Here is a 23129-nt window from a genome sequence, read left to right on the forward strand (position 1 = left end):
TGATCGCGTATTTAACCCTTAAGCGTGGAATTTAGAGAAGACACTACAGCTATTGATACTAAGTACAGCCAGGGCGTTGAGCGCCGCATGGCCCGTGCGCAGGTTGTGCATGATAAAGCGATGGGTCTGCTTAAAAAGGGCATCTGGTTGTATATTCTTCTATTAATGTTTGAAGGTGCCTTACGTAAATGGGGGCTACCTGCGTTGGCTGCACCACTACTTATCGTACGCGACCCTGTAGCCATTGCTCTCTTATTCGTATCGGCAAAGCATGGACTTTTTCCTTCAAACAATTACGTGTGGACCATGATACTGGTGGCCATACTGGCTTTTTTTATAGCTATTACCATTGGGCATGGCAGTTTAACGGTAGCCGTTTACGGCACCAGGATACTTATCCTGCATTTTCCGCTCATGTTTCTTATTGGTAAGATATTCGATCATGACGATGTTATAAAGGTGGGCAAGTTTATGCTGTATCTTTCCATACCTATGTTGCTACTTATTGCCGTGCAATTTTACAGCCCGCAATCCGCATTGGTAAATCGTGGTGTAGGCGGCGACATACAAGGTGGAGGCTTTGCGGGTGCACTGGGTTTTTTCAGGCCGCCGGGTACTTTTTCTTTCACCAGCGGTAATACCCAATTTTGGTCGGTGGTTGGTGTGTTTGTTACGTATTTTTGGCTTAATAACTCTGGTGTAAATAAGATATTGCTAATTGCAGCAACATTTTGTGTAATTGCATCAATACCGTTGTCTATCAGTCGCACCCTCATTTTTCAAATTGTAATTACGGTAACATTTGCTTTGCTATCTGTATCGCGCAGTCCAAAACATTTGGGGCAAATGCTTGGCGGCCTTGTATTGGTCATCATTGCTGTGGCGTTGTTAAACAACTTTAGTTTTTTTCAGCAGGCAAGCGAGGCCCTTGTCACACGATACAGTGCGGCCAGCGATTCGGAAGGTGGTTTGGAAGGTACACTTGGTAACCGCTTTTTAGGGGGATTATTAGGCGCTTTGCAACAGGATAATCAACCGTTCTTTGGTTATGGCATAGGCATGGGTACCAACGTGGGTGCAAGGTTGCTAACCGGTAACGTTGACTCATTTTTGATTGCCGAGGAAGACTGGGGACGTTTGGTTGGCGAATTGGGCCGCATAATGGGTATCATCGTAATTGTTTTAAGGGTTTGGTTTTGCGTTAGAGCAGCATGGCTTAGCTACAAGCAGCTTACACAGCATAACGTATTGCCTTGGATTATATTAAGTATGGCTTTTGTATTTATTGCTCAAAGCCAATGGGCGCAACCAACAACTTTAGGCTTTTCTACACTTATAGGCGGCTTATTAATTGCATCGCTTAAAACCTACATGCCTGAGGCTGAAGCCGAAGAGGATCAGGAATAGATATTGGCTAACACTGCTGCCTGTAATGCATAAATCACCACTTAAAATTTTAATATACCGCATAGGAAGCCTTGGTGATACCATTATAGCCCTGCCGGTCTTTAATAAAATCAGAGAGGTTTACCCTGATGCTGATATAACCTTACTTACCAATCAGCCCATAAATAGCAAGGCCCCTGCGCTCGAGAGCGTTTTGGGCAAGCATCATTATTTCAACAGGGTGATTAACTATCCGTCGGGCTCACGGTCGCCCAAGGTATTGTATAATGTTTGGAAGCAAATATTGAGTCTTAAGGTCGATATTGCCATTAACTTGGCTACCACCAAAATGCTTAAGGATTTAGGAAGCACAAAGATGGCTGTGCTGCGCGATAAGTTGTTTCTTTTTTCAGCCGGGTTCCCCAGGCTGATGGGCTTCCCTAAAACCCTGCGGGATTATATGCTTATACCTAACCCGCAAACCGGCGAGCATGAGTGGGAAGCCGAACGTTTGGTGCGCAGGTTTAAGGTGCTTGGCGATATTCCGCTGGATCAGGACAGGTACTGGGACATGCACTTTAGCACACAGGAGCAACAGCTTGCCGATGAGGCCCTATCAACGCTCGACAAATCGAAGCCCATCCTAGCAGTTAGTGTAGGCACAAAAATGCCATCTAAAGATTGGGAGCAAAGTAACTGGATAGCCTTATTAGAAAAACTAAAGAAAAGCTTTAGCGATTGGCAACTGGTTATTCTCGGCTCCCCCGAAGAGGCCGAACGTTCTGAGCTTTGCCTAAGCACATGGGGCGGGAGCGGTGTTAACCTTTGCGGCAAAACATCACCAAGGGTATCTGGTGCTATACTAAAAAAGGCAAGGTTATTTATAGGACATGATAGCGGCCCTATGCATCTGGCTGCGGCGGCGGGCGCGCCGTGCGTGGCTATCTTTGCGGCGAGGGCACTGCCAAGACACTGGTTTCCGCGGGGAGATAACAACACGATCATCTATCATAAAACAGATTGCGCAGGCTGCGGAGTTGAGGTATGTATCGAACAAAAGAAAAAGTGTATTCTTTCTATTACCGTCGACGAGGTTTACCAGACAGCTACTGACATGGTTAATAAAACCGCAGCCAAGTATAATAATGCATTCACCGGCAATAACTAAGCCTTTGGCAATTGCGTGGCTTAAGCTTATATTTACTATAATATGTTTTTGAAGATACTGGCTTTTATTTTACCATGGCGCTTAAGGCGGCTTGCCCTGCAAAGCTGGTTTGGCTATACCATACACCCTACGGCACGCATTGGCCTGTCATGGATATATCCGCACAAATTAAGCATGGCGGAGGGGGCCAGGATAGGCCACTTGAATATTGCCATACATTTGGACGGGATTGAAATGGGCGTTAAATCGTCAATAGCCCGGAGCAACTGGATCACCGGCTTCCCGTCCAACAGCAATTCAAAACATTTTTCGCACCAGGCGGGGCGCCAATCCTTATTGATACTTGGCGAATGCGCTGCCATCACCAAAAATCATCACTTCGATTGTACAAACGTTATCCGTGTAGGGCGTTTCACAACGGTGGCTGGTTATCAATCGCAGTTTTTAACACATTCTATTGACGTGATTGAAAGCCGTCAGCACAGCGAGCCTATAACAATTGGCGAATATGCCTTTGTAGGAACAAATGTAGTGATGTTAGGCGGTGCCGACCTGCCATCCCGCTGTGTACTCGGCGCAAAATCATTGCTCAACAAGGCTTATACTGATGAGTGGACACTTTACGGCGGCGTGCCAGCCAAACCATTGCAGGTGTTGCCAGCCAATGCAAAATATTTTAACCGTGCCGATGGCTTTGTTTATTAAATTGTAATGAAGCTGCTTCATATCATAGCAAGTATGGATCCGGTAAGTGGTGGGCCATGCCAGGGGATACGCAATAGCAACCCCGACATGATAAACCTTGGCGTGTATCGTGAGGTAGTATGCCTTGATGCCCCGGATGCTTCTTTTTTGGGAATGGATAATTTTCCGGTACATGCTCTTGGCCCTGGCAAGGGCCCATGGCAGTATTCTGAGAAGCTGAAGCCTTGGTTAATGGCTAATATGGAGCGTTTTGATGTTGTGGTAATAAACGGCCTTTGGCTATACTCCAGTTACGCAGGCTGGCGGGTTATGAAAACCTTAAAAAAGCAGCGTTTTAAGCAAAGCCCAAACGCCCGGCCGTTTCCAAAAGTATTCATAATGCCGCACGGCATGCTCGATCCATATTTTCAAAATGCCCCCGACAGGAAACTAAAAGCTATTCGTAATTGGTTTTATTGGAAACTGATTGAAAATCGGGTGGTGAATGACGCCGACGGACTTTTGTTTACCTGTGAGATTGAAATGCAACTAGCCGGAACAAGCTTTTCACCATATCGGCCGAAAAAAGAGATTAATGTTGGGTACGGCATCATCAATCCGCCGGTAAAAACTCTCCAAATGGTTAACGCCTTTGCCAAAGCCTGTCCCGGTTTAAACGGCGAAAACTATTTGCTGTTTTTAAGCCGTATACATGAGAAAAAAGGAGTTGACCTGCTTTTGCAGGCTTATGCAGCAATTTTTGAACAGACTAAAAAGCAGGGTATTAAGATACCCAAACTTGTTATAGCCGGGCCGGGGTTGGAATCGCCATACGGAAAAAAAATGCGGCTTTTGGTGAGCGGGTCGCCTTTATTAAAGCAAGCCGTTTTATTTCCAGGAATGCTTAGGGGCGATGCCAAGTGGGGCGCTATACATGGTTGTGATTGTTTTGTATTGCCCAGCCATCAGGAAAATTTTGGCATTGCAGTAGTCGAGGCGCTTGCTTGTAGCAAACCTGTGCTGATATCCAACCAGGTAAACATTTGGATGGAAATACAGAATGGTAGTAGCGGCATTGTGGAGAACGATAACCTGAACGGTACTACAAACCTTTTAGAAAGGTGGCTTGCGCTTACCGTTACACAAAAACAGCAGATGGCTGCTAATGCTGTGCAGGTTTTTAATGAGCACTTTGATGTTGCACATGCATCGGCTACTTTTCATAAAACAATAGCCAGCATAAACTAATGTGGAGATGCTGTATTGGTAAAATCGAATATATTTGTCTGGATTGAAATACTTTATATACATCGCTGATAATGATTAATGAGGATACATTTACGGGGGCATCATTTTCACTTCGTAATCGTATTGCGCGGGTTATCTGGGCAATAGTTTATCAGCTGCTATTTGAAATTTCGCCAAGGCCAATGCACGGCTGGAGGTCATTTTTACTGCGATGTTTCGGTGCAAAGGTTGGTAAAGGTGTACATGTATATCCCAGAGTCAATATTTGGGCACCATGGAACCTTGAGCTGGGCGACAAATGTGGTGTGGCCAACACGGCAATACTTTACTCCCAAGGTAAAATCAAAATAGGCAAGCGGTCTGTAATATCACAGGGTGTAAACGTTTGTACCGGCACGCATGATTACACCCGTAAGGGCTCGCCCTTAATTACCAAGCCAATAATTATAGGCGATAACGTTTGGGTAGCTGCCGAAGCCTTTATACATCCCGGTGTTGAATTGGGTGATGGTTGCGTTATAGGCGCCAGGGCGGTTGTTGTAAATGACATGCCCGCATGGATGGTTTGCGCCGGCCATCCTTGCAAACCATTAAAGAAACGCGAATTAATTGATTGATAAAGCAGCTAACTTGAATATATCTGTACTAATACTTACTAAAAATGAGGAGCAGGACTTGCCCGGCTGCCTGCAATCTGTTAGCTGGTGTAACGATGTGCATGTTTACGATTCGTTTAGTGAGGACCGCACCGTTGAAATAGCCAGGGCGGCAGGCGCTACGGTTACCCAACGCAAATTTGATAATTGGTCGGCCCATCAAAATTGGGGATTGCAAAATATCAAATTTAAACATCCGTGGGTGCTGTATATCGATGCGGACGAGCGGGTATCAGACAGTTTATTAGCTACCTTACAATCGCTTAATTTACGCGATAACGTAGTTGCTTATGAGATACGCCGACGTGATTTTGCATGGAACAATAAGTGGCTTAAGCATGCTCAAATATCGCCGTTTTACCTGCGGCTTTTCCGGCCTGCGAAAATGCGTTATGAGCGATTAGTCAACCCCATATCTATACCCGATGGGCCGGTCGCTCGTATGGATGGTTTCCTTGATCATTACCCGTTTAGTAAGGGTATAAGATTTTGGTTTACGCGTCATTTAAGCTATGCCGATATGGAAGCACGTATGCGCCTGGACGACATAGGCAGCGGAGTTGAATTTTCATTACGACAAGCATTATTTAATAACGACTTTAGTATCCGTCGGTATCATCAAAAAGGCTTATTTTACAAAATGCCCGGCAGGCCATTGATTAAATGGATTTACATGGTTGTGATCCGGCGCGCTTTTTTAGACGGAGCAGCAGGTATAACATATGCAACCCTTCAATCAATTTATGAATATTTTATAGTATTGCGCACTAAAGAATTCCTCAACAATAAATAAGTATTGCAGCTCCGCAAGTCCTTTTTAATGAGTTAAATACATGCAAACTGACATTTGTTAAGCGCCTGTTTCTGGATATTTTCACGACTTTGAGTGTGATACCTAATGCTGTATGCAATAAATCAATTATATTTAAAAGATTTATTGCATACAGTCGGCTGCAATAAATTTATCTACCGATAGGGGCTATACTTTAATGAGTAAGAAGAAGATACTGTTACTAAGTCATAACTTTTCGCCGGAGCCGATAGGGATAGGTAAGTATAATGGCGAAATGATTAGTTGGTTATTGAACCGTGGATACGACTGCACAGTTATAACTACCTTCCCATATTATCCCCAATGGAAGGTGCAAAAGCCCTACAAAAATCGATGGTTTAAACGAGAGGTAACAAGTTATGCCGAAAACCATACCAAACTAACTATATATAGGTGCCCATCATATATACCTAAAGACCCTACAGGCAAGCAACGCGCTTTGCAGGACTTATCATTTTGGGTTTCCAAATTTTTTGTTGTGTTTGGGATGATATTACTTAACAGAAGATATGACCTGATTGTAACCATAGCGCCGCCGTTTCACCTGGCGCATCTTGGCCTTTTGTTGCGTAAGTTAAATGGGGGTAAGTTGCTGTATCATGTACAAGACATGCAAATTGAGGCCGCACGCGATCTTAAGCTTTTTTCACAAAAGCATGTATTAAACAGCCTGTTTAAAGTTGAAACCTCCATATTAAAAAGCGCCGATTATGTAAGCAGTATATCGGAGGGTATGATTCGAAAGATAAAGGCCAAGGTAGATCGCGATGTAAAGTACTTTCCTAATTGGGTAGATACAGAGCGCTTTTATCCCATACCAAGCCGCGAAAATCTTAAAACCAAATGGGGTTATAGCAAGGATGACATCGTCTTTTTATACTCTGGCGCCGTAGGCGTAAAACAAAGGCTCGAGCGGATTTTAGTAACTGCGCAGGATGTAGCAAAGCAGCCCAATATTAAATTTATCATCTGCTCATCTGGGCCGTATATGAAATCGCTGCAGGAACAAGCCGCGGTGCTTGGATTAACGAATATCAGCTTCATGGATGTGCAGCCCAAGGCCATATTTAATGAGTTTTTAAATATGGCCGATATACACCTTGTTCTGCAGATATCTGACGCTGCCGATTTAGTAATGCCATCAAAGCTGTCAACAATACTTGCAGTAGGCGGTGCAAGCATTATTTCTGCGTCTCAAGGCACATCACTTCACCAGCTGGCACAAGATCATGATATCGGTTATGTAATTGAACCTCAAGATCGTAAACAACAAGATATTTTAACTAATCAAGTGCTCCACATTGCACAGAATGGTTTAGACTTGGAACTAAAACGCCAAAATGCCCGCAATTACGCTGTTAAGCATCTTAACGTTGATATGGTGATGGGTAATTTTGAAAGGGATTTTTTGGGATAGGATTACCGTTCTAATATATGTCTTCATCGGACATATTTAATTAACTTCTATATCGCTTATTATAGGATAGTGATCTGATAATTTGGCCTTCTTTAAAAAGTAATTTAAAATATTAATTTGCGAACTAACTAATATATGGTCTATCTGTACATTAGGAAAATCATTGTAATAAGTATACCCAAGTCCGTAGCCTTTTTCCTGATAAGTGCTTTTCATCCCGCTAATTAATTCGTTAAAGGCAAATGACATTGGTGTATCATTAAAGTCACCGGAAATAATGTATGGGTGTGGGCAATTTTCAATATGTCTCTTTAATTTAGCTACCTCGTAGCTTCTATATATAAAGGCCTTTTTTAATTTATCACTCACCTGTTCAGACTTACTTACGCTTACATTCCCTTTAAGAAATGCATGTTCCTGCGTTTTAAACATTACTGATTGCAAGTGAACAGCGTAAATTCGTATTTTTTTATCGTTGTATTTAATATCTACGAAGATACTCCGCTGTTTATTGAAGCTTGTTGTATCAACAACCCCAGAGTTTACTATTGGATACTTGCTAAAAATAGCGTTCCCTGCAGCATTTATATTTTTTTTAGATAGTTTAACAAAATAGTAGTTTGGTAATTTTAAAGCGGCTTTAACAGAATCGTTTGAGCTTGTCTTGGTTGCATTTGACACAACGTAGTCTTCAAAAGTTATAATATCGGGCCGCTCGATTGCAATAGTTTCCAGTATTTCGTCTTTTATGTTTACTCCGTCTTTTGCTCCTATGCCAACAAAACCGTGAACATTGTACTGCATTATTCTTAAGCTATTTACAGTTTTGCTTTTAGACGAATAATTGTTCTCATGATACGTAATGTTCATCAAGATAAATTTAAACCCAACTAAGATAGAGATAGCCGATATCAAAGCCAGTTTAATCCTACGGAAGATCCAAAAAAAGATGAAAAACAGGTTTGCAAGTACTAAAAACGGAAAACCTAAACCCAGCAACGCTAATATCCAAATATCTCTCGGATCGGTAGTTGGCGAAAGGTAGCTTAGTAATAACAATAATGACGCAAGTATATTACAGGCTAATATAATCTTATCAAACAGGGATAAGCCAGGCTTTTGACGAGCGGGGTTTTTAGATGACGGCATTGCTAATTATTAATGGTTAAAAATAACAGTTGTAAGCCGCTTTTAAAATATAAGCTGAAATATTAAATTGATGTGGTTGGTAACTATTGCAAAATACCTTTGTGTAGCGGAATTAACTGTTGACGCTCATTACTGAACAAATAATTTGATGGATATAAATATGTAATAAATATCTTTACGGTAACCGTAACTCATGAAGTCCTGGCTTAAATTACTTTATTATAGATTTACTTACCGTAAAAAACAGGTTAAGCTGTTTAGTGGCGTAGTGCTCGATTCTAAAAATAATTTTGAGGGCTACAATGCTATAGGTAAAAATACTGAGGTTGCAAGTTCAGATATTGGTTTTGGAACATACATATCCGAAGTATCCATCATCAGAAAGGCGCATATTGGTCGTTTTTGCTCGGTCGGCAGTAATGTGCGGACTGGTGTTGGTACACATCCGGTAAGTGAATTTGTGTCAACCCATCCAGCGTTTTTTTCCACCCAAAAGCAGGCAGGCTTCACATTTGCGTCGCAAAATACCTTTAAAGAACATATATTTGTTGATAGATCCCCCAACCCCAAATTTGTTGTTGATATTGGCAATGATGTTTGGATAGGCAGCAACGTTATAATTATGGATGGTATAACCATTGGCGATGGCGCAGTAATAGCAGCCGGCGCTATTGTTAATAATGATGTTGCACCTTACACAATCGTTGGTGGGGTTCCTGCAAAAGTAATCAGAACCAGATTTACCCCCCAACAAATCGAAACATTACTTAATATAAAATGGTGGTTTTGGGATATTGAGAAATTAAAAGCTAAGGTTGATAGCTTCGCTACTGTGCAGGCTTTTATAGATAGTAATACACCAGCCCAATAAATAACAGAGATAGATAAAGCCAATAATGACCTTTGCTAAAAAAATCGACTTAGATTACATTATTACTTTCTTTTTTTTGATGCTTACGGCTAATGCCAATTTCTTGTCGTCGAGTACAATAGGCTGGTTCGTGATCATGGCGCTGATGATTATTGTTGGCGTTTCAAGAAAGCAATTCAATAAAGAAGATATGCAGCACATCTTCATTTTTACGCTGTGTTATTCATTTTATGTACTGTTTAGGTTTTTTTTAATAAATGATCTGGCTCCCGATTATTTGGGCAGCGACATGATCTTTTTATGCAAGTATGTTTTCCTGGCGTTTGTGGTTGCCACCGTTTTAAAGGAGCGTGCTATAGCTTATATAGTAAAGGTTACAACCCATTTAACGGTAATATCATTCGTGTTTTATGCGCTGCAGCTGCTCTCGCATGAAACAATGTATCGAACGTTTTCGGCTATTAACTTTCCAACAGGCAACGAAATACCGGGCTATACCAATGTGCTATTTTTTACTTTTACGCAAGGCTTTCACGATTTTAGCAACTCGGGCTTTGTTTGGGAGCCGGGATCCTTTGGTTGTTTTTTAGTGATAACGTTGATGTTTCACTTTTTCTTAAATCGCTTTAAATTTGACGGGACTGCAATCATCCTGATAATTGGCAATATCTCAACGTTCTCTACAACAAATTATCTTGGATTGCTGGTATTACTGTTCCTTGCTTACAGGTATCGTGTTCCTAAAATTAATCTGTGGGTTCTTATCATGATACCGGTGTGTATACTGCTCGTTATTTTTATACCATTTTTGGGAGACAAAATCATTGAAACGTACAGCGAAGACATGCGGGACCTGAACCATTTGCGCGTTTTAGAAAAGTATTACAGGCATAACCGCATGCAAATTCCGTTAAACCGTTTCTCAAGCATGTGGCATATCATGGATAGTTTCGGAAATAAGTTAATTATGGGTGTAAGTAATAAGTATAACGAAATCTTAAATAAGAGTTATACCGTAAATATATCCAATGGCGTTTTCGACTTTTTTGCAAAGTTTGGCGTGCTGGGTTTCCTTTATCTTGCTTTTAGATATGGAAGATTCTGCAAAACATTTGTATCAAAAAACGAAAATGTTGCTTATTGTTTAGGCATATTGTTGATAACCAGTTTTGGCGAACCAATACTTGCGTTACCATTCATTTTAATATTCATGTTTTTCTCGAGAGAACAAGTGCCTCTTGTTAAAATTCAACAACGAAGGCGCACGCTGCAAGATATGGGATATTGATATATAGAAGCGCAAGTTTTGGGTAAGTATAGAATAGCTGTTTTATTGGCATCATATAACCGCAGGGAGAAGACACTTGCTTTTTTGGCAAGCCTTTTTTCGCAAAGGAATTTTGATGTATCGGATATAGACATCTATTTACTTGACGATGCATCTTCAGATGGTACAGCTACTGCTGTAGCCGGCAGTTATCCAAATGTAAAGGTTATTACCGGTACCGGTAAGTTGTTTTGGGCAGGAGGTATGCGAACAGTTTGGGACCACGCAAGATCCCAGGGGCAGTATGACCTGTTTTTGCTTTTTAATGACGACGTGGAGCTAGTTGAAGACGCCGTGCAGCGAATAATAAGTTGTTACGATGTTGTTAAAAATGCTGGTTCGGTTATAGTTGGATCAACGCGCAGTAGGGTTACCGGCAAACTAACGTATGGGGGGCATACGCTCAATAAAAAAGGACATGCTGCCTATAATTTGATTACACCTGATGATAAAGAGCCATTGCCTTGCCATTTAGTTAATGGCAACGTGTTATTAGTTGATGCTTCAGCAGTGGAAAAAATAGGGATATTGAGCGATAAATACACCCATTACCTGGCTGATTTTGATTACAGTATGAACGCATACACTGCCGGGCTTGGTGTATTTGTAGCGCCCGGCTATTATGGATATTGTGAAGACGACCATGGTAATAGTTGGTTGTCTGCATCTTATTCGATAAAAGATCGTATAAAGTATTTATATAACGTAAAGGGATTAGCTTACCACGAATATTTGTACTATATTAAAAAACACTTTCCGGCAAGTTATGCAGGTGCAGTTTTCAAATTATGGCTAAAAACATTATTCCCTGTTATTTGGGATAGATTTAAACAAAGGGGATAGGTTACATTGAAGATTGTCATCTTAAATAATGATTTTAGGGTATACTGGAAGGGCCGGTTGGTTTATCTGCATAGTTTTTTGGCGAGTAATAACATTGCGTTAGACGCGATTGAATTATTTGGAAGCGGTTCACCATATGAGTTTGATACGGTGGATAATTCGAGAGAATGGTGGAGATGCCTTTTTCCTGATAATAGTTCCGCAGATCTTGACGGCCGTACCATAAAAAGCGAGTTATTTAAGCAGTTGGACGTTCTTAAGCCCGATTTAGTGATTGGGCCATCCATAGCCTTTTATGCCGGCGCTTTGGGCTTAGCTTGGGCAAAGGCAAACGGTCGTAAATTTGTAATGTTTGATGATGCCAAGCCTGAGCAGGTTAAGCGTAGTTGGCTGGTACAAACCATTAAAAATATTATCACATCTCAGGCTGATGCTTTTTGGCTTCCATCGCCGAGTTATGATGAGTATCATGAAAAGTTTAGAAATGATGACACTGTGGTATTTTATGGTTTTAACTGTATTGATAACGACCTTTTTAAACCACAAAATCCTCAACCATCGGCCAGTAAACAAATAGTGTGTGTAGCAAGGTTGGTGCCTATCAAAAATATTGAAAGCTTATTACGCGCATGGCAGGAGGTCCAAAATGTTAGTGATTACAAACTAAAAATTATTGGTAACGGTTTGGAAGAGGGCAAGCTAAGAAGGCTTAAGGCGAACCTTAACTTATCCTCTGTGGTTTTTACCAATACGGTTGATAACGAAAACTTAGCAACTCACCTGCACAACGCCAATGCTTTTGTGTTGCCCAGCCTGTCTGAAACCTGGGGGCTGGTGGTAAACGAGGCTATGGCTGCCGGCTTGCCGGTTTTGCTAAGCACCCATATAAACGCAGCTACAGATCTATTGCAAGAAGGTGAAAACGGTTACGCGTTCAATCCCTACGATATTCAGAGTATTACAAAGGCGATAATTAAATTTATCAATCTGCCGGATAACGAAAAGGGCCTAATGAGCGAGCGGTCTGTAGGTATTATTGATAGTATGAGTTACCATCACATGGGAGCTAACTTGTTAAAGGCACTAAAGCAGCTCGAGACATCCAAATTTAAAAAGCCTGGTGTAGTTGCCTCGGCATTGATAAGACGGTGGCATGGGCGTTACAATACGGCCGGGTGGGATAAGCTTTGACTGCCTGCTAAATAATATGATGCATTCTAAAGAGTTTAAGGTAAATAATTTTGATCTGCTTAGATTAATTGCCGCAACACAGGTAATTGTAGATCATTACTTTCAACATCTTAAATTACCTATAAGCCGGTTTGGTATCGATCTGTTATACCTATTTCCGGGGGTGCCCGTATTTTTTATCATTAGCGGATATCTTATTTCAGCATCTTACGAACGTAATAACAATATTAAGGTTTACGTACGCAACAGGCTGTTACGTATTTACCCTGGCTTATGGGTTTGTATAATTGTCTCGGCTATTGTGATACATATTACTGGTGTCAGGATGTTCAATAAACAAGTGTTAGCCTGGCTTCCGGCCCAATTTTTAGGCCTTATCTATACCCCATCGTTTTTAAAAGATTACGGTTTTGGATCATACAACGGTAGCTTATGGACCATACCTATTGAGTTACAATTTTACGCATTATTGCCTTTGTGCTATTTTTTGTTCAAGAAACAGCGTTTTAATGTTTATTTGTATTGCGCGTTGCTTGTATTTGTGGTTGCCAACATTGTTACGCAAGTAGTGCCAATAAATGAAAGGTTATCAAAACTCATAAGCTATACTTTTATACCTCACTTTTACCTTTTTTTGCTAGGTGTGTTAATGCAACGTCTGCAACTGTACAAATCGCCGGTTATTTATAGTAGAGCCGTTTACTGGTTAATCGGTTATATTGCTTTCAGTCTCTCGCTGTCAGGGGTCATTGAGCCTGTTACTTATACGCTTATCAAAAACATTATCCTCGCGTTCACGATTTTGGCGTTAGCATACACTGCTCCTACTTTATCAAAAAAATTGCTTCGATCAAATGATATCTCTTACGGCATTTATATTTATCACGGCCTCATATTAACAGTTGCCGTGCAATTAAAACTGGCCAATAACCTAAATCTTTTAATATTAGTTGCTGCAAGCTATTTATTAGCCTATCTGTCTTGGATAGGTGTTGAAAAACCATTTTTGCGTAGAAAATCAAAAACCATACATACGCTGCCAAAAGATTAGCGGCATTAAGGGATTTTAAAACAAGGGCTGAGCATAAGTTGTACAAGACAGTTAATCTATTAGAATGATTAACCATATATCAATTCAGCTAGATATAGCGTGTAGAAGTTAAAGAGAGTTTCTTAAAAAGCATTTTCTTCGCCGCGTACGCTATTCCAAATCGTTAGGAATATAATTTTCATATCTAACAAAAATGACCAATTTTCGAGGTACCAAACATCTGCCTCTACGCGCTGTTGCATAGCCTCTGTTGTCCTGGTTTCACCACGTAAGCCCTTAATTTGAGCATAGCCGGTAATACCTGGTTTTAAAAAGTGGCGTATCATAAATTTGTCAATCAGTTTACCATATTGCTCGGTGTGGCTAAGCATGTGAGGACGTGGGCCAACTATGGACATATTGCCCATCAGTACATTAAAAAATTGCGGTAATTCATCAATACTTGTACGCCGCATAAATGAGCCCAACTTGGTAATTCGGCTATCGTTACGGGTGGCTTGTAAGGTGTCGCTATCTTTGTTTACTTTCATGCTCCTAAACTTGTAGCACCAAAAAGGGTTATTATCACGTCCGGAGCGTAGTTGTTTAAACAATACCGGCCCTTTTGATTCCATCTTAATAAGTACGGCTAAAATTGGATACAGCCAACTGAACAAGAAGATGATTACAAAAAGTGAGAAACCAATATCAAAAACACGCTTTAAAAACCTGTTAAGCATATTTTCCAAAGGTTCCGACCTTACCGATATAATAGGTATATGGCCAAAGCTTTGTATTACAAGCGGTTTTGATCCGTAATCAAAGTACTCAGGCACAATTTTAAATCGGATCAGATTTTTGTCGGCATCTATCAGCAATTGGCTTATTTTTTCGCTTTCGGCTACAGGCAACGTACAAAAAATCTCATCTACACTGTTTGCAAGTACATAATCAATGCAATCATTTATATTACCAAGATACGTTTTGCTGCTATCATTTGGCAAATTGTCATCAAAATAGCCAACTAACTGATAGCCACGATCGGGATTGCGATGTAAAAACTTTTGCAAATCATTACTTATGCGGCCGCTGCCTACAATTACTGCCCGGCGCGTATCATACAATATCGATCGGCTGCGTTTACGGATCGTTAAAAAAACAAGCTTCCATAAAAAAAGCAGTACGCCAAATATTGCAGATGAGTAGATAAGGTATCCACGAGTAATAAAATACGCTTTTACGCCTATAACAATTGCTACAGAGCAGATTAGGCTAAGGAACAGGAGATAGGTTTTTATTACATCCCTATAAATATCTACGGAATCTTTATTGAGAACTTTGTCATACAGCCTGGTAATATTTGCTGACAATAACCAAGTAAGGTTAAACACAAGTACGATTGGGAGATAGCTCTTATTGGTGAACCAAAGTATTAAATCCTTATCAACAATATAATAAGCAATAACCATACTCAAATTTAAAATCATATAGTCAACAGTTAAGTTGATTGATTTTATAAATGTTGCGTAACGGTTTAACATAGTTGAAGGTTGCTGTAATTACAATTAAGGCTTAATGTATTTGATCACTGTTTTACTTGTATGTCTGCGTAATTGGAATAACCTCTTAATGCTTCAAGACCTGTAAAAAAACATCTAACAATATTGATTGCAACACATTGCAGGTAAAGTGATAAGGAACTAAGCGTGCTTCAGGCAACTTAACACTTCAAATACAATCAAGCTTTCAATTAATTAACTAAACCAATGCTTACAAGTTTATTGAGTGTCATCTCCATAGGTATGTATTTACCGGAACTCTTGAAGCGTGGCTATTAGCTTATAGGGACTGCCTCAGCTCTGCGTCTTTTTCTTTCGATTTAACTTAAATATCGTTGCTATGCCTCCTATTAGATAATAGTGACGATATTAATTAACTATCCAATTATACTTGAGCTTGCATTAAATAGTAACAAATTGCTATTTAAGCAGTTATTGTACGGTAGTAGCTGACTGTTTATCTAAAAAATCAGCGTAGGCCAGCTTGATACCCTCTGCTAGCTCAACTTTATATTTCCAACCACGGCTTGCAAGTTTGCTAACATCCATCAGCTTACGCGGTGTACCATCGGGCTTTGATTCGTCAAAGTCAATCTTGCCGGTATAGCCTGTAATATCTTTTATCAGGTAGGCCAGATCTCTGATGCTGATATCTTCTCCTGTGCCAATGTTTATAAGTCCTTCTTCATCATACTCCTGCATCAGATAATAGCAGGCATCTGCAAGGTCGTCCGCGAATAAAAACTCACGACGTGGCGTACCGGTTCCCCAAATAGTAACACTCTCGGCATTGCCTTCTTTAGCTTCATGAAAGCGACGGATTAAAGCAGGCAACACATGAGAGTTTTGCGGATGATAATTGTCGTTGTACCCATACAAATTGGTTGGCATAACCGATATATAGTTACAGCCATATTGCATGCGATAAGCATCACATAATTTAATACCGGCAATTTTTGCAATAGCGTAGGGCTCGTTGGTAGGCTCAAGCGGGCCTGTAAGCAAATATTCTTCCTTTAGTGGCTGAGGTGCCATTTTTGGATAAATACAACTCGAACCCAAAAACATTAATTTTTTAACGCCTGTAGCGTGTGAGGAGTGGACTACGTTATTTTGAATCTGTAAGTTTTCATATAAAAACTCGCCGCGATAGGTGTTGTTCGCTACAATTCCACCTACTTTAGCTGCAGCCAAAAAAACGTAATCAGGTTTATTTTCTTCAAAAAAGCTTGTGACAGCTTGTTGGTCGCGCAAATCTAATTCGGCAGATGTGCGCGTTATAATATTTGTAAATCCTTCTTTAACTAATTTGCGATGAATAGCAGAGCCTACCATACCGCGATGGCCGGCTATGTATATTTTAGCATTTTTTTCCATCTATAAATTATTCAAATTGATTTTTGATGGCGTATCCTGAATCTTTTAACAATTTCTCGCGGCGGAACAGATCGACATCAGCTGCTACCATTTCCTTTACAAGCCCCTGAAGATCATATTTAGGGACCCAGCCTAATTTGTCTTTTGATTTGCTGGGGTCGCCAATTAATAATTCAACCTCAGTAGGGCGGAAGTATTTAGGATCAACAGCAACTACTTCGCTGCCGATAGTAACCTGGTAGTCTGGATTAGAGCAGCTCACCACATAACCTTTTTCATCTACACCTTCGCCTTTAAAATCAACTTCAATGCCTACTTCAGCAAAAGCAAGTTTAATAAAGTCGCGAACCGTAGTTGTGATACCGGTAGCAATTACAAAATCCTCAGGTTGTTCCTGCTGTAAAATCAAGTACATTGCTTCAACGTAGTCCTTGGCATGCCCCCAATCGCGACGTGCATCAAGGTTACCCAAGTAAAGTTTATCCTGAATATTAAGCGCTATTTTGGCAACTGCCCGGGTTATTTTACGGGTAACAAAAGTCTCTCCACGCAGAGGGCTTTCATGGTTAAACAAAATACCGTTACATGCATACATACCATAAGCTTCACGATAATTTACGGTAATCCAGTAAGCGTAAAGTTTTGCAACGGCATACGGCGATCTTGGGTAAAATGGAGTAGTTTCCGACTGAGGAACAGCCTGCACTAAGCCATACAACTCAGATGTAGAAGCTTGATAAATCTTAGTTTTCTTGGTAAGATCCAAAATGCGTATAGCTTCCAACAAACGTAAAGTACCTATACCATCGGCATTAGCTGTATATTCAGGGGTATCAAAGCTTACTTTTACGTGGCTCATTGCTCCGAGATTGTATATCTCGTCGGGTTGTACCTGCTGTATTATACGGATAAGATTAGTTGAATCAGAAAGGTCACCATAGTGCAACACAAAACGTTGATCTTCTTCATGCGGATCATGATAAAGGTGGTCAATTCGGTCAGTGTTAAATAACGAGCTTCTGCGTTTTATGCCATGTACCTCGTAGCCTTTCGACAGTAATAAATCAGCAAGATATGCACCATCTTGTCCTGTTATACCTGTTACTAAAGCTCTTTTTTTTTCTGCCATGATATGATGTAATAAGTTTTAGACGATATTTTGTAAAAGTAATAAGTTTGATTTAATAATAATTAAAATTACAAAAAAATATTGGAGTGATTTTGTGATAATTACAATTTTTTATATTTAGTTTCATATATTTGAATCATAAATTAATATTCTGCGTGGTTGTGCAGACTTGTAATAAGTGTCTCCTATTTGTAGCTAAATCCTGGATAAGCAAAGTAGGATAGTTTCCGTTAGATGATGAATATACAAACTTTAGAGATATTTGGCTATCCGGTATTTGTTTCTCGACTTGACCAAATTGATTTGAAGCATAAGTATGCTATTAATACGATAAATCAATTTTCATATGTTATAGCTGAACGCGATCCTGAGTTTAAGGAAGCACTTATGTCATCAGATATTTTATTACCCGATGGTGTTGGCATTGTAGCCGCAGCTCAAGTTTTAAAAGGTGAAAAAATTAACAAAATAGCCGGTGCAGATTTACACCGGTTTTTACTTGAGAAACTTAACGCAGAAAATGGAAGTTGTTTTTATCTGGGGGCGTCTAGCGAAACCCTGAATAAGATTAAAAATCGTTTGTCTGGAGATTACCCAAACGTAAATTTCGGATCGTATTCGCCACCATTTAAGCCAGCTTTTAGCACTGAAGACAATGACGAAATGGTAAGACGGGTAAATGCATTTAAACCTGACGTTTTGTTTGTTGGCATGACGGCACCCAAACAGGAAAAATGGGTCCATGCAAACAAGAAAAGGCTTGATGCAAAAGTAATTTGCTCAATTGGCGCAGTCTTCGACTTCTACGCAGGTACCGTGAGTCGACCAAACCAATTCTGGGTAAAAATAGGGTTGGAGTGGTTTATACGGCTATTTAACGAACCCAAGCGCATGTGGCGGAGATACTTGCTTTATGGGCCAGTATTTGTTGGAGAAATCGTAAAATCAAAATTGAAGCGATAGGCATCAATTAACAAGCCTATATAATTTGCAGTTATTTTTTAAGCAATATTAAACTGGTAAAAGGTGCTAAGTTTACGGACTTGATGTACTGCTTTCCGTTGAGATCAACAAAGGTGCCATTTCCAAGGATTATCGTTTGTGGTTTACTTGTTTTGTTGGTTTTGATAAGCACATTGTTTGCCGGGGCAGCCTTTAAATTATTGCCTGAAGGTGATAACAGCGCAAAATTCTTCGAATTTTTATCAAATATAGTGCTGGTTATAGATGTTGCTAATTGTGCATCTCTTAATTGTCCCAGGCTTGTTTTGACTGTGATCGGGCTGTTGCCGGTTGTATTAACATAGTAATTACTGTCAATATTTCCGTAATCTTTAACATCATCGGTAGGGCTTGCTAAGGTTAGGGTATTTTGAGTAGCTGGCCCGGGAACAAAGGTATTTTTTGTGACTGTTATATTTCGGACTAAGCCTCCGTTAGGATTCTTGTCATGGTCCAAAATAAGTTGCGTTTTATTGTTATAGAGTGTGTTGCCTTTGATAACTATATCATGGGCATTATGTATTTTGATGCCATGCCCTGCAACGTTTGAGATGGTGTTACCAATTATATTAATGTACGATGTGCTGTCGTCAGCATAAATGCCTTCAGATGGGCTGTTGCCAACTTTTGTGGTACCATCAGGAGCTCCAATTCCATCAGATATGATGTTATACAGTACATTGCGGTTCTTGAATAACTTACCAGGCAAGTATATTCCGCCACCATCATCTATCACGGACGTAAAGCCCCTAATAACATTGTTTTTTATGGTTGCATTGTTTCCATCAAGCTTGATTCCGTCATAACCGGAATTTGTGATCGTATTGTTAGATACAGTTAAATCATCTCCATACAAGTCTATGCCAGTATAATCAAATCCTTGCCCTGGTAATAAACCCGTTTTATCAATAATGTTATTGGTAACTTTGCCTGAAGGCATAAAGGTGCCTTTAATACCGATATCATTGGACTTTTCAATCACATTGCCAGCAATTGTAATATTGGCTCCGGCTATCTGGATGCCGTATTTACCAGAAAATTTTAAATTATTTTGTGATATGGTTACGCCTGCACACTTGGCTAAACTAATTGTTGCACAGTTAGAGCCTTGTAGAGTTATACCCTTCAACATGATAGCTGAAGCTGATATGTCCACCAAAGTGTTGTATTTGGGCACGCAAACCACATATTTGCTTGGTTCGTTATTTCCAAAAAACATTATCAACTTTTTACCTTCGCTATCGTAAAACCATTCCCCCAGCCTATCCAATATTCGGACATCATTCTGTATGAAGTACCCATAGTTATCCTTGAATTCAATAGTTGACTTAGATTCATACGTTAAGTTATTACTAATATGAGATGTAATTTTACCTCTTTCAAGTATCCAATGTGTACGCCTTACAACAATTTCTGCTCCTGTCCAATTAATATTATTACCTAAATTTTTATCTGTAATGGTATTGTTTCCAACGTGCGAGTCAAACGTTAAATAGCCACCGTTTTTACTATCTGAGTTAGGAAAGCGCCCCATGCTGGTTACAATATTGTTTAATAAAAGTATATTCAACTTTGAGTCCTTAATTAAGCAAGTAGTTTCCCAAATGCCGTTTCCAAGCGGTTTCCAATCTGTTAATGTATCTAATCCATTTATTATAGGATTAGCACCTGAACCATAGCTACTGTAAACGACGTTCTTACCAGCCTGTCCGGATTGTTTTATAATAAGCTGACCATCAAATGTACAACCCTTCTTAAAAAATATGTTATCACCTGATTTAAATGGCTGATTATTTACTTTGTTGAGGGTTTTCCAAGCTTGCTGGATGGTATTCCCATTGTTGTCATCGTTCCCATTTTTACTATCCACATAGTAAGACTTTCCATTTTGTGCCAATAATGGTGAGGCGTTTATAGTAACAAAAATGAACAGAAGCGGGGTTAAAACGTCCCTTACTGACGCTGTGAGATTTGTAATGTAAGGTAGTTTTTTAAGAAAACCATATGTATGAAACGCCTTCATAGTACTTTTGATTATACGATGATAACGCAAGGAGAACCAATATGTTATAGGATATTTGTGTAAAGCCCGCTTAGCTTATTTATGTAGGTTGAAACATTATAGTTATTAGCTATATATTTTTTTGCATTAGCAGACATTTGCTCAAGTTGGTCCAAATTGTTTGTTAAGTATTTCATATGGTCCGTTATGGCTTGAATGTCATTTTTAGGAATGATGATGCCCGTTTTAAAACTTTCAACGGCCAGACCCATAGACCCATCGTTCGTAACAATTGGCACCAAACCCATGGCCATGCTCTCGAGTAGGGCTACCGGCAACCCCTCTCCATGTAAAGATGGAAGCAAAAAAACATGGTTACTTTCGAGGTGCATAATCTTTTGTATCCCTGATACTATACCATGAAATTTAATATTCGGATTATTTTTAGCGCTATCTATCACCAATCCTTCTAATGGACCAGTGCCGCATATATTGAGTGTTGCCTTATTTCCAGATTTGACATATTCATTGAAAGCTTTTAAAATCAATTCAAGGCCCTTAGACTCGGTGAGACGCCCAAGGAATAAAAATTGAACTTCATTAATATTATATTTTATTGAAGAGTTTAAAAAAGAACTCTCTACAGTATTAGGTAATACGCTTACGCCACTTTTATTATAGATAGAGTTGATTAATTCTTTTTCATGGTCACTTAGCACCACCACCTTATCAGACTTCGATAATACCGACTTTATTAGTTGCAAAAGAATCTGATTTGATGGCTTTTTTGTCAAATATTTTCCCCCGTGCAAATGCAGTAATATACGCTTTTTAAAAAGTAGAGCTATTTTAAAAACCACGTAATCCCGTAGTAAAGATTTTCCGTTTAATGCCAGGTTTAGATGTAAAATATCATAACCATTATTTTTTGAAGATTTGATTAGCGAGATATAAGATTTAACTACCGGAATAATTCTTCCAAGGCTGGCCTTTTCCTTGTCCCTTTTTCCTATTAAAAAATGTATATAGTCGATATTTGGACTATGGCTTATTATGGTGTTTACGACAGATGATATTCCACTAACGTTATCTTTTACATCTAAGCTTGGGCCGGTAATTAATACTCTCATACATTATTTTTTGCAGATGTGTTGTTCGATTGTATAGCAATTACTGTTAATTTAATGCAAGACTCAGGTAGCACTGAGAAACCACGTCATTTGGCCTGTCAATCAGAATCCTGCCGGATAACCTTTGATTTTTTCCTGTGACGTAATCATTTATTATGGCAATTACTTTTTCCTTTGCCATTGGCTCGACATAGTGCACATTTGAGTGATCGCTTTTAATTAGTTCTGCATAACCACTCTCTACATTACTAAGAATCATGGGAATGCCAGAATTAAACGCTTCCAAAACGCTATTGCCGAAACCTTCCCAAAGTGGAATATGGATAAACAAATCCATATTAGTCAGGTAAGAATAAAAGGATAAATTGAAACCATGTAAAATTATGTTTTCAGAACAGTTATACTTTACAACAATCTCTTCTAATAAATATTTCTCTTCGCCCTCTCCAAAAAAATGAAAAACAATATTCGCATTTGTTTTGGCAAAATGCTCAACCAACAAGGCTATAGTTTTAATGTTTTTTTGAGCTGACAATCTGCCAACGAAGCAAATATGGAACTTGTCTTTTGCTAGCTCCACATCAGTTTTTTCAATATCGGTATTAACTATAATAGGGTTGTGGATAACTTCTATTTTTTGCTCTGGTATGTTTGTAAACTTAAGCAGATCTTTTTTTACTATCTCTGAAATAGCAATGCATTTGTAAGCATACTTGTACAGGTATTGAATTAACTTCATCGAAACTTTATCGACAATCTTTTTTTCCGACTTCGAAAACTCGTTCATCGTGTTAGCTTCCCGAATAATTACCTTTATATTAAGTAATTGCCCTACTAAAATTGACAAGATATTACCATTTGTAAGTGTTGAATACAACACGTCTGGCGGATGGTTTTTTAAATAAGAATGTAAAGCAGGGAGTGAAGAAAAACTTCCTGATTTGTTTAATGAAAATATTTTAACACGTGCAGAAACTATAGGTAGATACTGCCCCTCTTTTTTACTCAATATCAAAGTAACATTATGCTCAGTGTTTTCGGCAACATAATTAAGAAAATTGAGCATTATTTTTTCTGCCCCACCTCCGGACAAATTGTATAAGTAAGCCGCAATTTTCATATTATACA

At 39.4% G+C, this 23129-nt stretch carries 20 protein-coding genes; 13 read left to right on the forward strand and 7 right to left on the reverse strand.

Going from position 1 to position 23129, the window contains the following annotated elements; genetic code table 11:
- Positions 1–24: 24 nt before the first annotated feature.
- From FPZ43_RS14000 to FPZ43_RS14030, 7 genes are all read left to right on the forward strand, one after another.
- Positions 25–1407 (forward strand): hypothetical protein, encoded by a 1383-nt coding sequence (locus tag FPZ43_RS14000; protein WP_222430978.1) that lies wholly within the window; start codon positions 25–27, stop codon positions 1405–1407.
- A 25-nt stretch (positions 1408–1432) separates the two neighbouring features.
- A complete protein-coding gene (locus FPZ43_RS14005; protein ID WP_146382544.1) occupies positions 1433–2554 on the forward strand; it encodes a glycosyltransferase family 9 protein in 1122 nt (373 codons plus the stop codon).
- A 42-nt stretch (positions 2555–2596) separates the two neighbouring features.
- Positions 2597–3259 carry an acyltransferase gene (locus FPZ43_RS14010; protein WP_146382545.1) on the forward strand — a complete coding sequence of 221 codons (663 nt, stop codon included), beginning with the start codon at positions 2597–2599 and terminating at the stop codon, positions 3257–3259.
- Positions 3260–3265: 6 nt separating this feature from the next.
- Entirely contained in the window at positions 3266–4486 is a 1221-nt protein-coding gene (locus FPZ43_RS14015; protein WP_146382546.1) for a glycosyltransferase, read from the forward strand.
- Positions 4487–4557: 71 nt separating this feature from the next.
- Complete coding sequence (locus FPZ43_RS14020; protein WP_146382547.1) at positions 4558–5103, forward strand: DapH/DapD/GlmU-related protein; 546 nt, start codon at positions 4558–4560, stop codon at positions 5101–5103.
- Positions 5096–5935: a glycosyltransferase family 2 protein gene (locus FPZ43_RS14025; RefSeq protein WP_261381089.1), complete on the forward strand. Its 840-nt coding sequence runs from the start codon at positions 5096–5098 to the stop codon at positions 5933–5935. Before FPZ43_RS14020 ends, FPZ43_RS14025 begins: the two co-directional genes overlap by 8 nt.
- A gap of 196 nt (positions 5936–6131) precedes the next feature.
- Positions 6132–7391 carry a WcaI family glycosyltransferase gene (locus FPZ43_RS14030; RefSeq protein WP_146382548.1) on the forward strand — a complete coding sequence of 420 codons (1260 nt, stop codon included), beginning with the start codon at positions 6132–6134 and terminating at the stop codon, positions 7389–7391.
- Positions 7392–7427: 36 nt separating this feature from the next.
- Here FPZ43_RS14030 and FPZ43_RS14035 read toward each other — a convergent pair whose 3' ends face one another.
- Complete coding sequence (locus FPZ43_RS14035) at positions 7428–8540, reverse strand: endonuclease/exonuclease/phosphatase family protein (protein WP_146382549.1); 1113 nt, start codon at positions 8538–8540, stop codon at positions 7428–7430.
- 193 nt (positions 8541–8733) lie between these two features.
- Here FPZ43_RS14035 and FPZ43_RS14040 point away from each other — a divergent pair, with 193 nt between their 5' ends.
- Genes FPZ43_RS14040 through FPZ43_RS14060 form a run of 5 tightly spaced genes read left to right on the forward strand, consistent with a single transcriptional unit; the run spans position 8734 to position 13823 of the window.
- Positions 8734–9411 carry a CatB-related O-acetyltransferase gene (locus FPZ43_RS14040; protein ID WP_146382550.1) on the forward strand — a complete coding sequence of 226 codons (678 nt, stop codon included), beginning with the start codon at positions 8734–8736 and terminating at the stop codon, positions 9409–9411.
- A gap of 25 nt (positions 9412–9436) precedes the next feature.
- On the forward strand, positions 9437–10699 hold the full coding sequence (locus FPZ43_RS14045; RefSeq protein WP_146382551.1) for a hypothetical protein: 1263 nt from the start codon (positions 9437–9439) through the stop codon (positions 10697–10699).
- A gap of 18 nt (positions 10700–10717) precedes the next feature.
- Positions 10718–11581 (forward strand): glycosyltransferase family 2 protein, encoded by an 864-nt coding sequence (locus FPZ43_RS14050; protein ID WP_186461842.1) that lies wholly within the window; start codon positions 10718–10720, stop codon positions 11579–11581.
- 6 nt (positions 11582–11587) lie between these two features.
- Complete coding sequence (locus tag FPZ43_RS14055; RefSeq protein WP_146382553.1) at positions 11588–12772, forward strand: glycosyltransferase family 4 protein; 1185 nt, start codon at positions 11588–11590, stop codon at positions 12770–12772.
- Between the two features lie 16 nt (positions 12773–12788).
- Entirely contained in the window at positions 12789–13823 is a 1035-nt protein-coding gene (locus FPZ43_RS14060; protein ID WP_186461843.1) for an acyltransferase family protein, read from the forward strand.
- Positions 13824–13945: 122 nt separating this feature from the next.
- Here the strand turns inward: FPZ43_RS14060 and FPZ43_RS14065 are convergent, their stop codons facing one another.
- From FPZ43_RS14065 to gmd, 3 genes are all read right to left on the reverse strand, one after another.
- The gene (locus FPZ43_RS14065; protein WP_146382555.1) at positions 13946–15343 is read right to left on the reverse strand and encodes an undecaprenyl-phosphate glucose phosphotransferase; all 1398 of its coding nucleotides are present in this window, start codon (positions 15341–15343) and stop codon (positions 13946–13948) included.
- A 450-nt stretch (positions 15344–15793) separates the two neighbouring features.
- Positions 15794–16738 carry a GDP-L-fucose synthase gene (gene fcl / locus FPZ43_RS14070; protein WP_146382556.1) on the reverse strand — a complete coding sequence of 315 codons (945 nt, stop codon included), beginning with the start codon at positions 16736–16738 and terminating at the stop codon, positions 15794–15796.
- Between the two features lie 7 nt (positions 16739–16745).
- Entirely contained in the window at positions 16746–17867 is a 1122-nt protein-coding gene (gene gmd, locus FPZ43_RS14075) for a GDP-mannose 4,6-dehydratase (RefSeq protein ID WP_146382557.1), read from the reverse strand.
- Between the two features lie 234 nt (positions 17868–18101).
- Here gmd and FPZ43_RS14080 point away from each other — a divergent pair, with 234 nt between their 5' ends.
- Positions 18102–18830: a WecB/TagA/CpsF family glycosyltransferase gene (locus FPZ43_RS14080; protein WP_222430979.1), complete on the forward strand. Its 729-nt coding sequence runs from the start codon at positions 18102–18104 to the stop codon at positions 18828–18830.
- Between the two features lie 31 nt (positions 18831–18861).
- Here FPZ43_RS14080 and FPZ43_RS14085 read toward each other — a convergent pair whose 3' ends face one another.
- Genes FPZ43_RS14085 through FPZ43_RS14095 form a run of 3 tightly spaced genes read right to left on the reverse strand, consistent with a single transcriptional unit; the run spans position 18862 to position 23121 of the window.
- Positions 18862–20892 carry a right-handed parallel beta-helix repeat-containing protein gene (locus tag FPZ43_RS14085; protein ID WP_146382558.1) on the reverse strand — a complete coding sequence of 677 codons (2031 nt, stop codon included), beginning with the start codon at positions 20890–20892 and terminating at the stop codon, positions 18862–18864.
- 44 nt (positions 20893–20936) lie between these two features.
- Complete coding sequence (locus tag FPZ43_RS14090) at positions 20937–22001, reverse strand: glycosyltransferase family 4 protein (protein WP_146382559.1); 1065 nt, start codon at positions 21999–22001, stop codon at positions 20937–20939.
- Positions 22002–22047: 46 nt separating this feature from the next.
- Positions 22048–23121, reverse strand: a complete 1074-nt coding sequence (locus FPZ43_RS14095; RefSeq protein ID WP_146382560.1) for a glycosyltransferase — start codon at positions 23119–23121, stop codon at positions 22048–22050.
- Positions 23122–23129 lie beyond the last annotated feature (8 nt).

Origin of the sequence: Mucilaginibacter pallidiroseus, assembly GCF_007846085.1 — a bacterium.
Classification (GTDB): Bacteria; Bacteroidota; Bacteroidia; order Sphingobacteriales; family Sphingobacteriaceae; genus Mucilaginibacter; species Mucilaginibacter pallidiroseus.

Bases quoted from the DNA above. Each gene is read 5' to 3' on its own strand.
- gmd (WP_146382557.1), bottom strand. From the start codon at position 17,867: ATGGCAGAAAAAAAAAGAGCTTTAGTAACAGGTATAACAGGACAAGAT.
- FPZ43_RS14045 (WP_146382551.1), top strand. From the start codon at position 9,437: ATGACCTTTGCTAAAAAAATCGACTTAGATTACATTATTACTTTCTTT.
- FPZ43_RS14020 (WP_146382547.1), top strand. From the start codon at position 4,558: ATGATTAATGAGGATACATTTACGGGGGCATCATTTTCACTTCGTAAT.
- FPZ43_RS14090 (WP_146382559.1), bottom strand. From the start codon at position 22,001: ATGAGAGTATTAATTACCGGCCCAAGCTTAGATGTAAAAGATAACGTT.
- FPZ43_RS14060 (WP_186461843.1), top strand. From the start codon at position 12,789: ATGATGCATTCTAAAGAGTTTAAGGTAAATAATTTTGATCTGCTTAGA.
- FPZ43_RS14030 (WP_146382548.1), top strand. From the start codon at position 6,132: ATGAGTAAGAAGAAGATACTGTTACTAAGTCATAACTTTTCGCCGGAG.
- FPZ43_RS14010 (WP_146382545.1), top strand. From the start codon at position 2,597: ATGTTTTTGAAGATACTGGCTTTTATTTTACCATGGCGCTTAAGGCGG.
- FPZ43_RS14065 (WP_146382555.1), bottom strand. From the start codon at position 15,343: ATGTTAAACCGTTACGCAACATTTATAAAATCAATCAACTTAACTGTT.
- FPZ43_RS14085 (WP_146382558.1), bottom strand. From the start codon at position 20,892: ATGAAGGCGTTTCATACATATGGTTTTCTTAAAAAACTACCTTACATT.
- FPZ43_RS14095 (WP_146382560.1), bottom strand. From the start codon at position 23,121: ATGAAAATTGCGGCTTACTTATACAATTTGTCCGGAGGTGGGGCAGAA.
- FPZ43_RS14015 (WP_146382546.1), top strand. From the start codon at position 3,266: ATGAAGCTGCTTCATATCATAGCAAGTATGGATCCGGTAAGTGGTGGG.
- FPZ43_RS14040 (WP_146382550.1), top strand. From the start codon at position 8,734: ATGAAGTCCTGGCTTAAATTACTTTATTATAGATTTACTTACCGTAAA.
- fcl (WP_146382556.1), bottom strand. From the start codon at position 16,738: ATGGAAAAAAATGCTAAAATATACATAGCCGGCCATCGCGGTATGGTA.
- FPZ43_RS14005 (WP_146382544.1), top strand. From the start codon at position 1,433: ATGCATAAATCACCACTTAAAATTTTAATATACCGCATAGGAAGCCTT.
- FPZ43_RS14035 (WP_146382549.1), bottom strand. From the start codon at position 8,540: ATGCCGTCATCTAAAAACCCCGCTCGTCAAAAGCCTGGCTTATCCCTG.
- FPZ43_RS14080 (WP_222430979.1), top strand. From the start codon at position 18,102: ATGATGAATATACAAACTTTAGAGATATTTGGCTATCCGGTATTTGTT.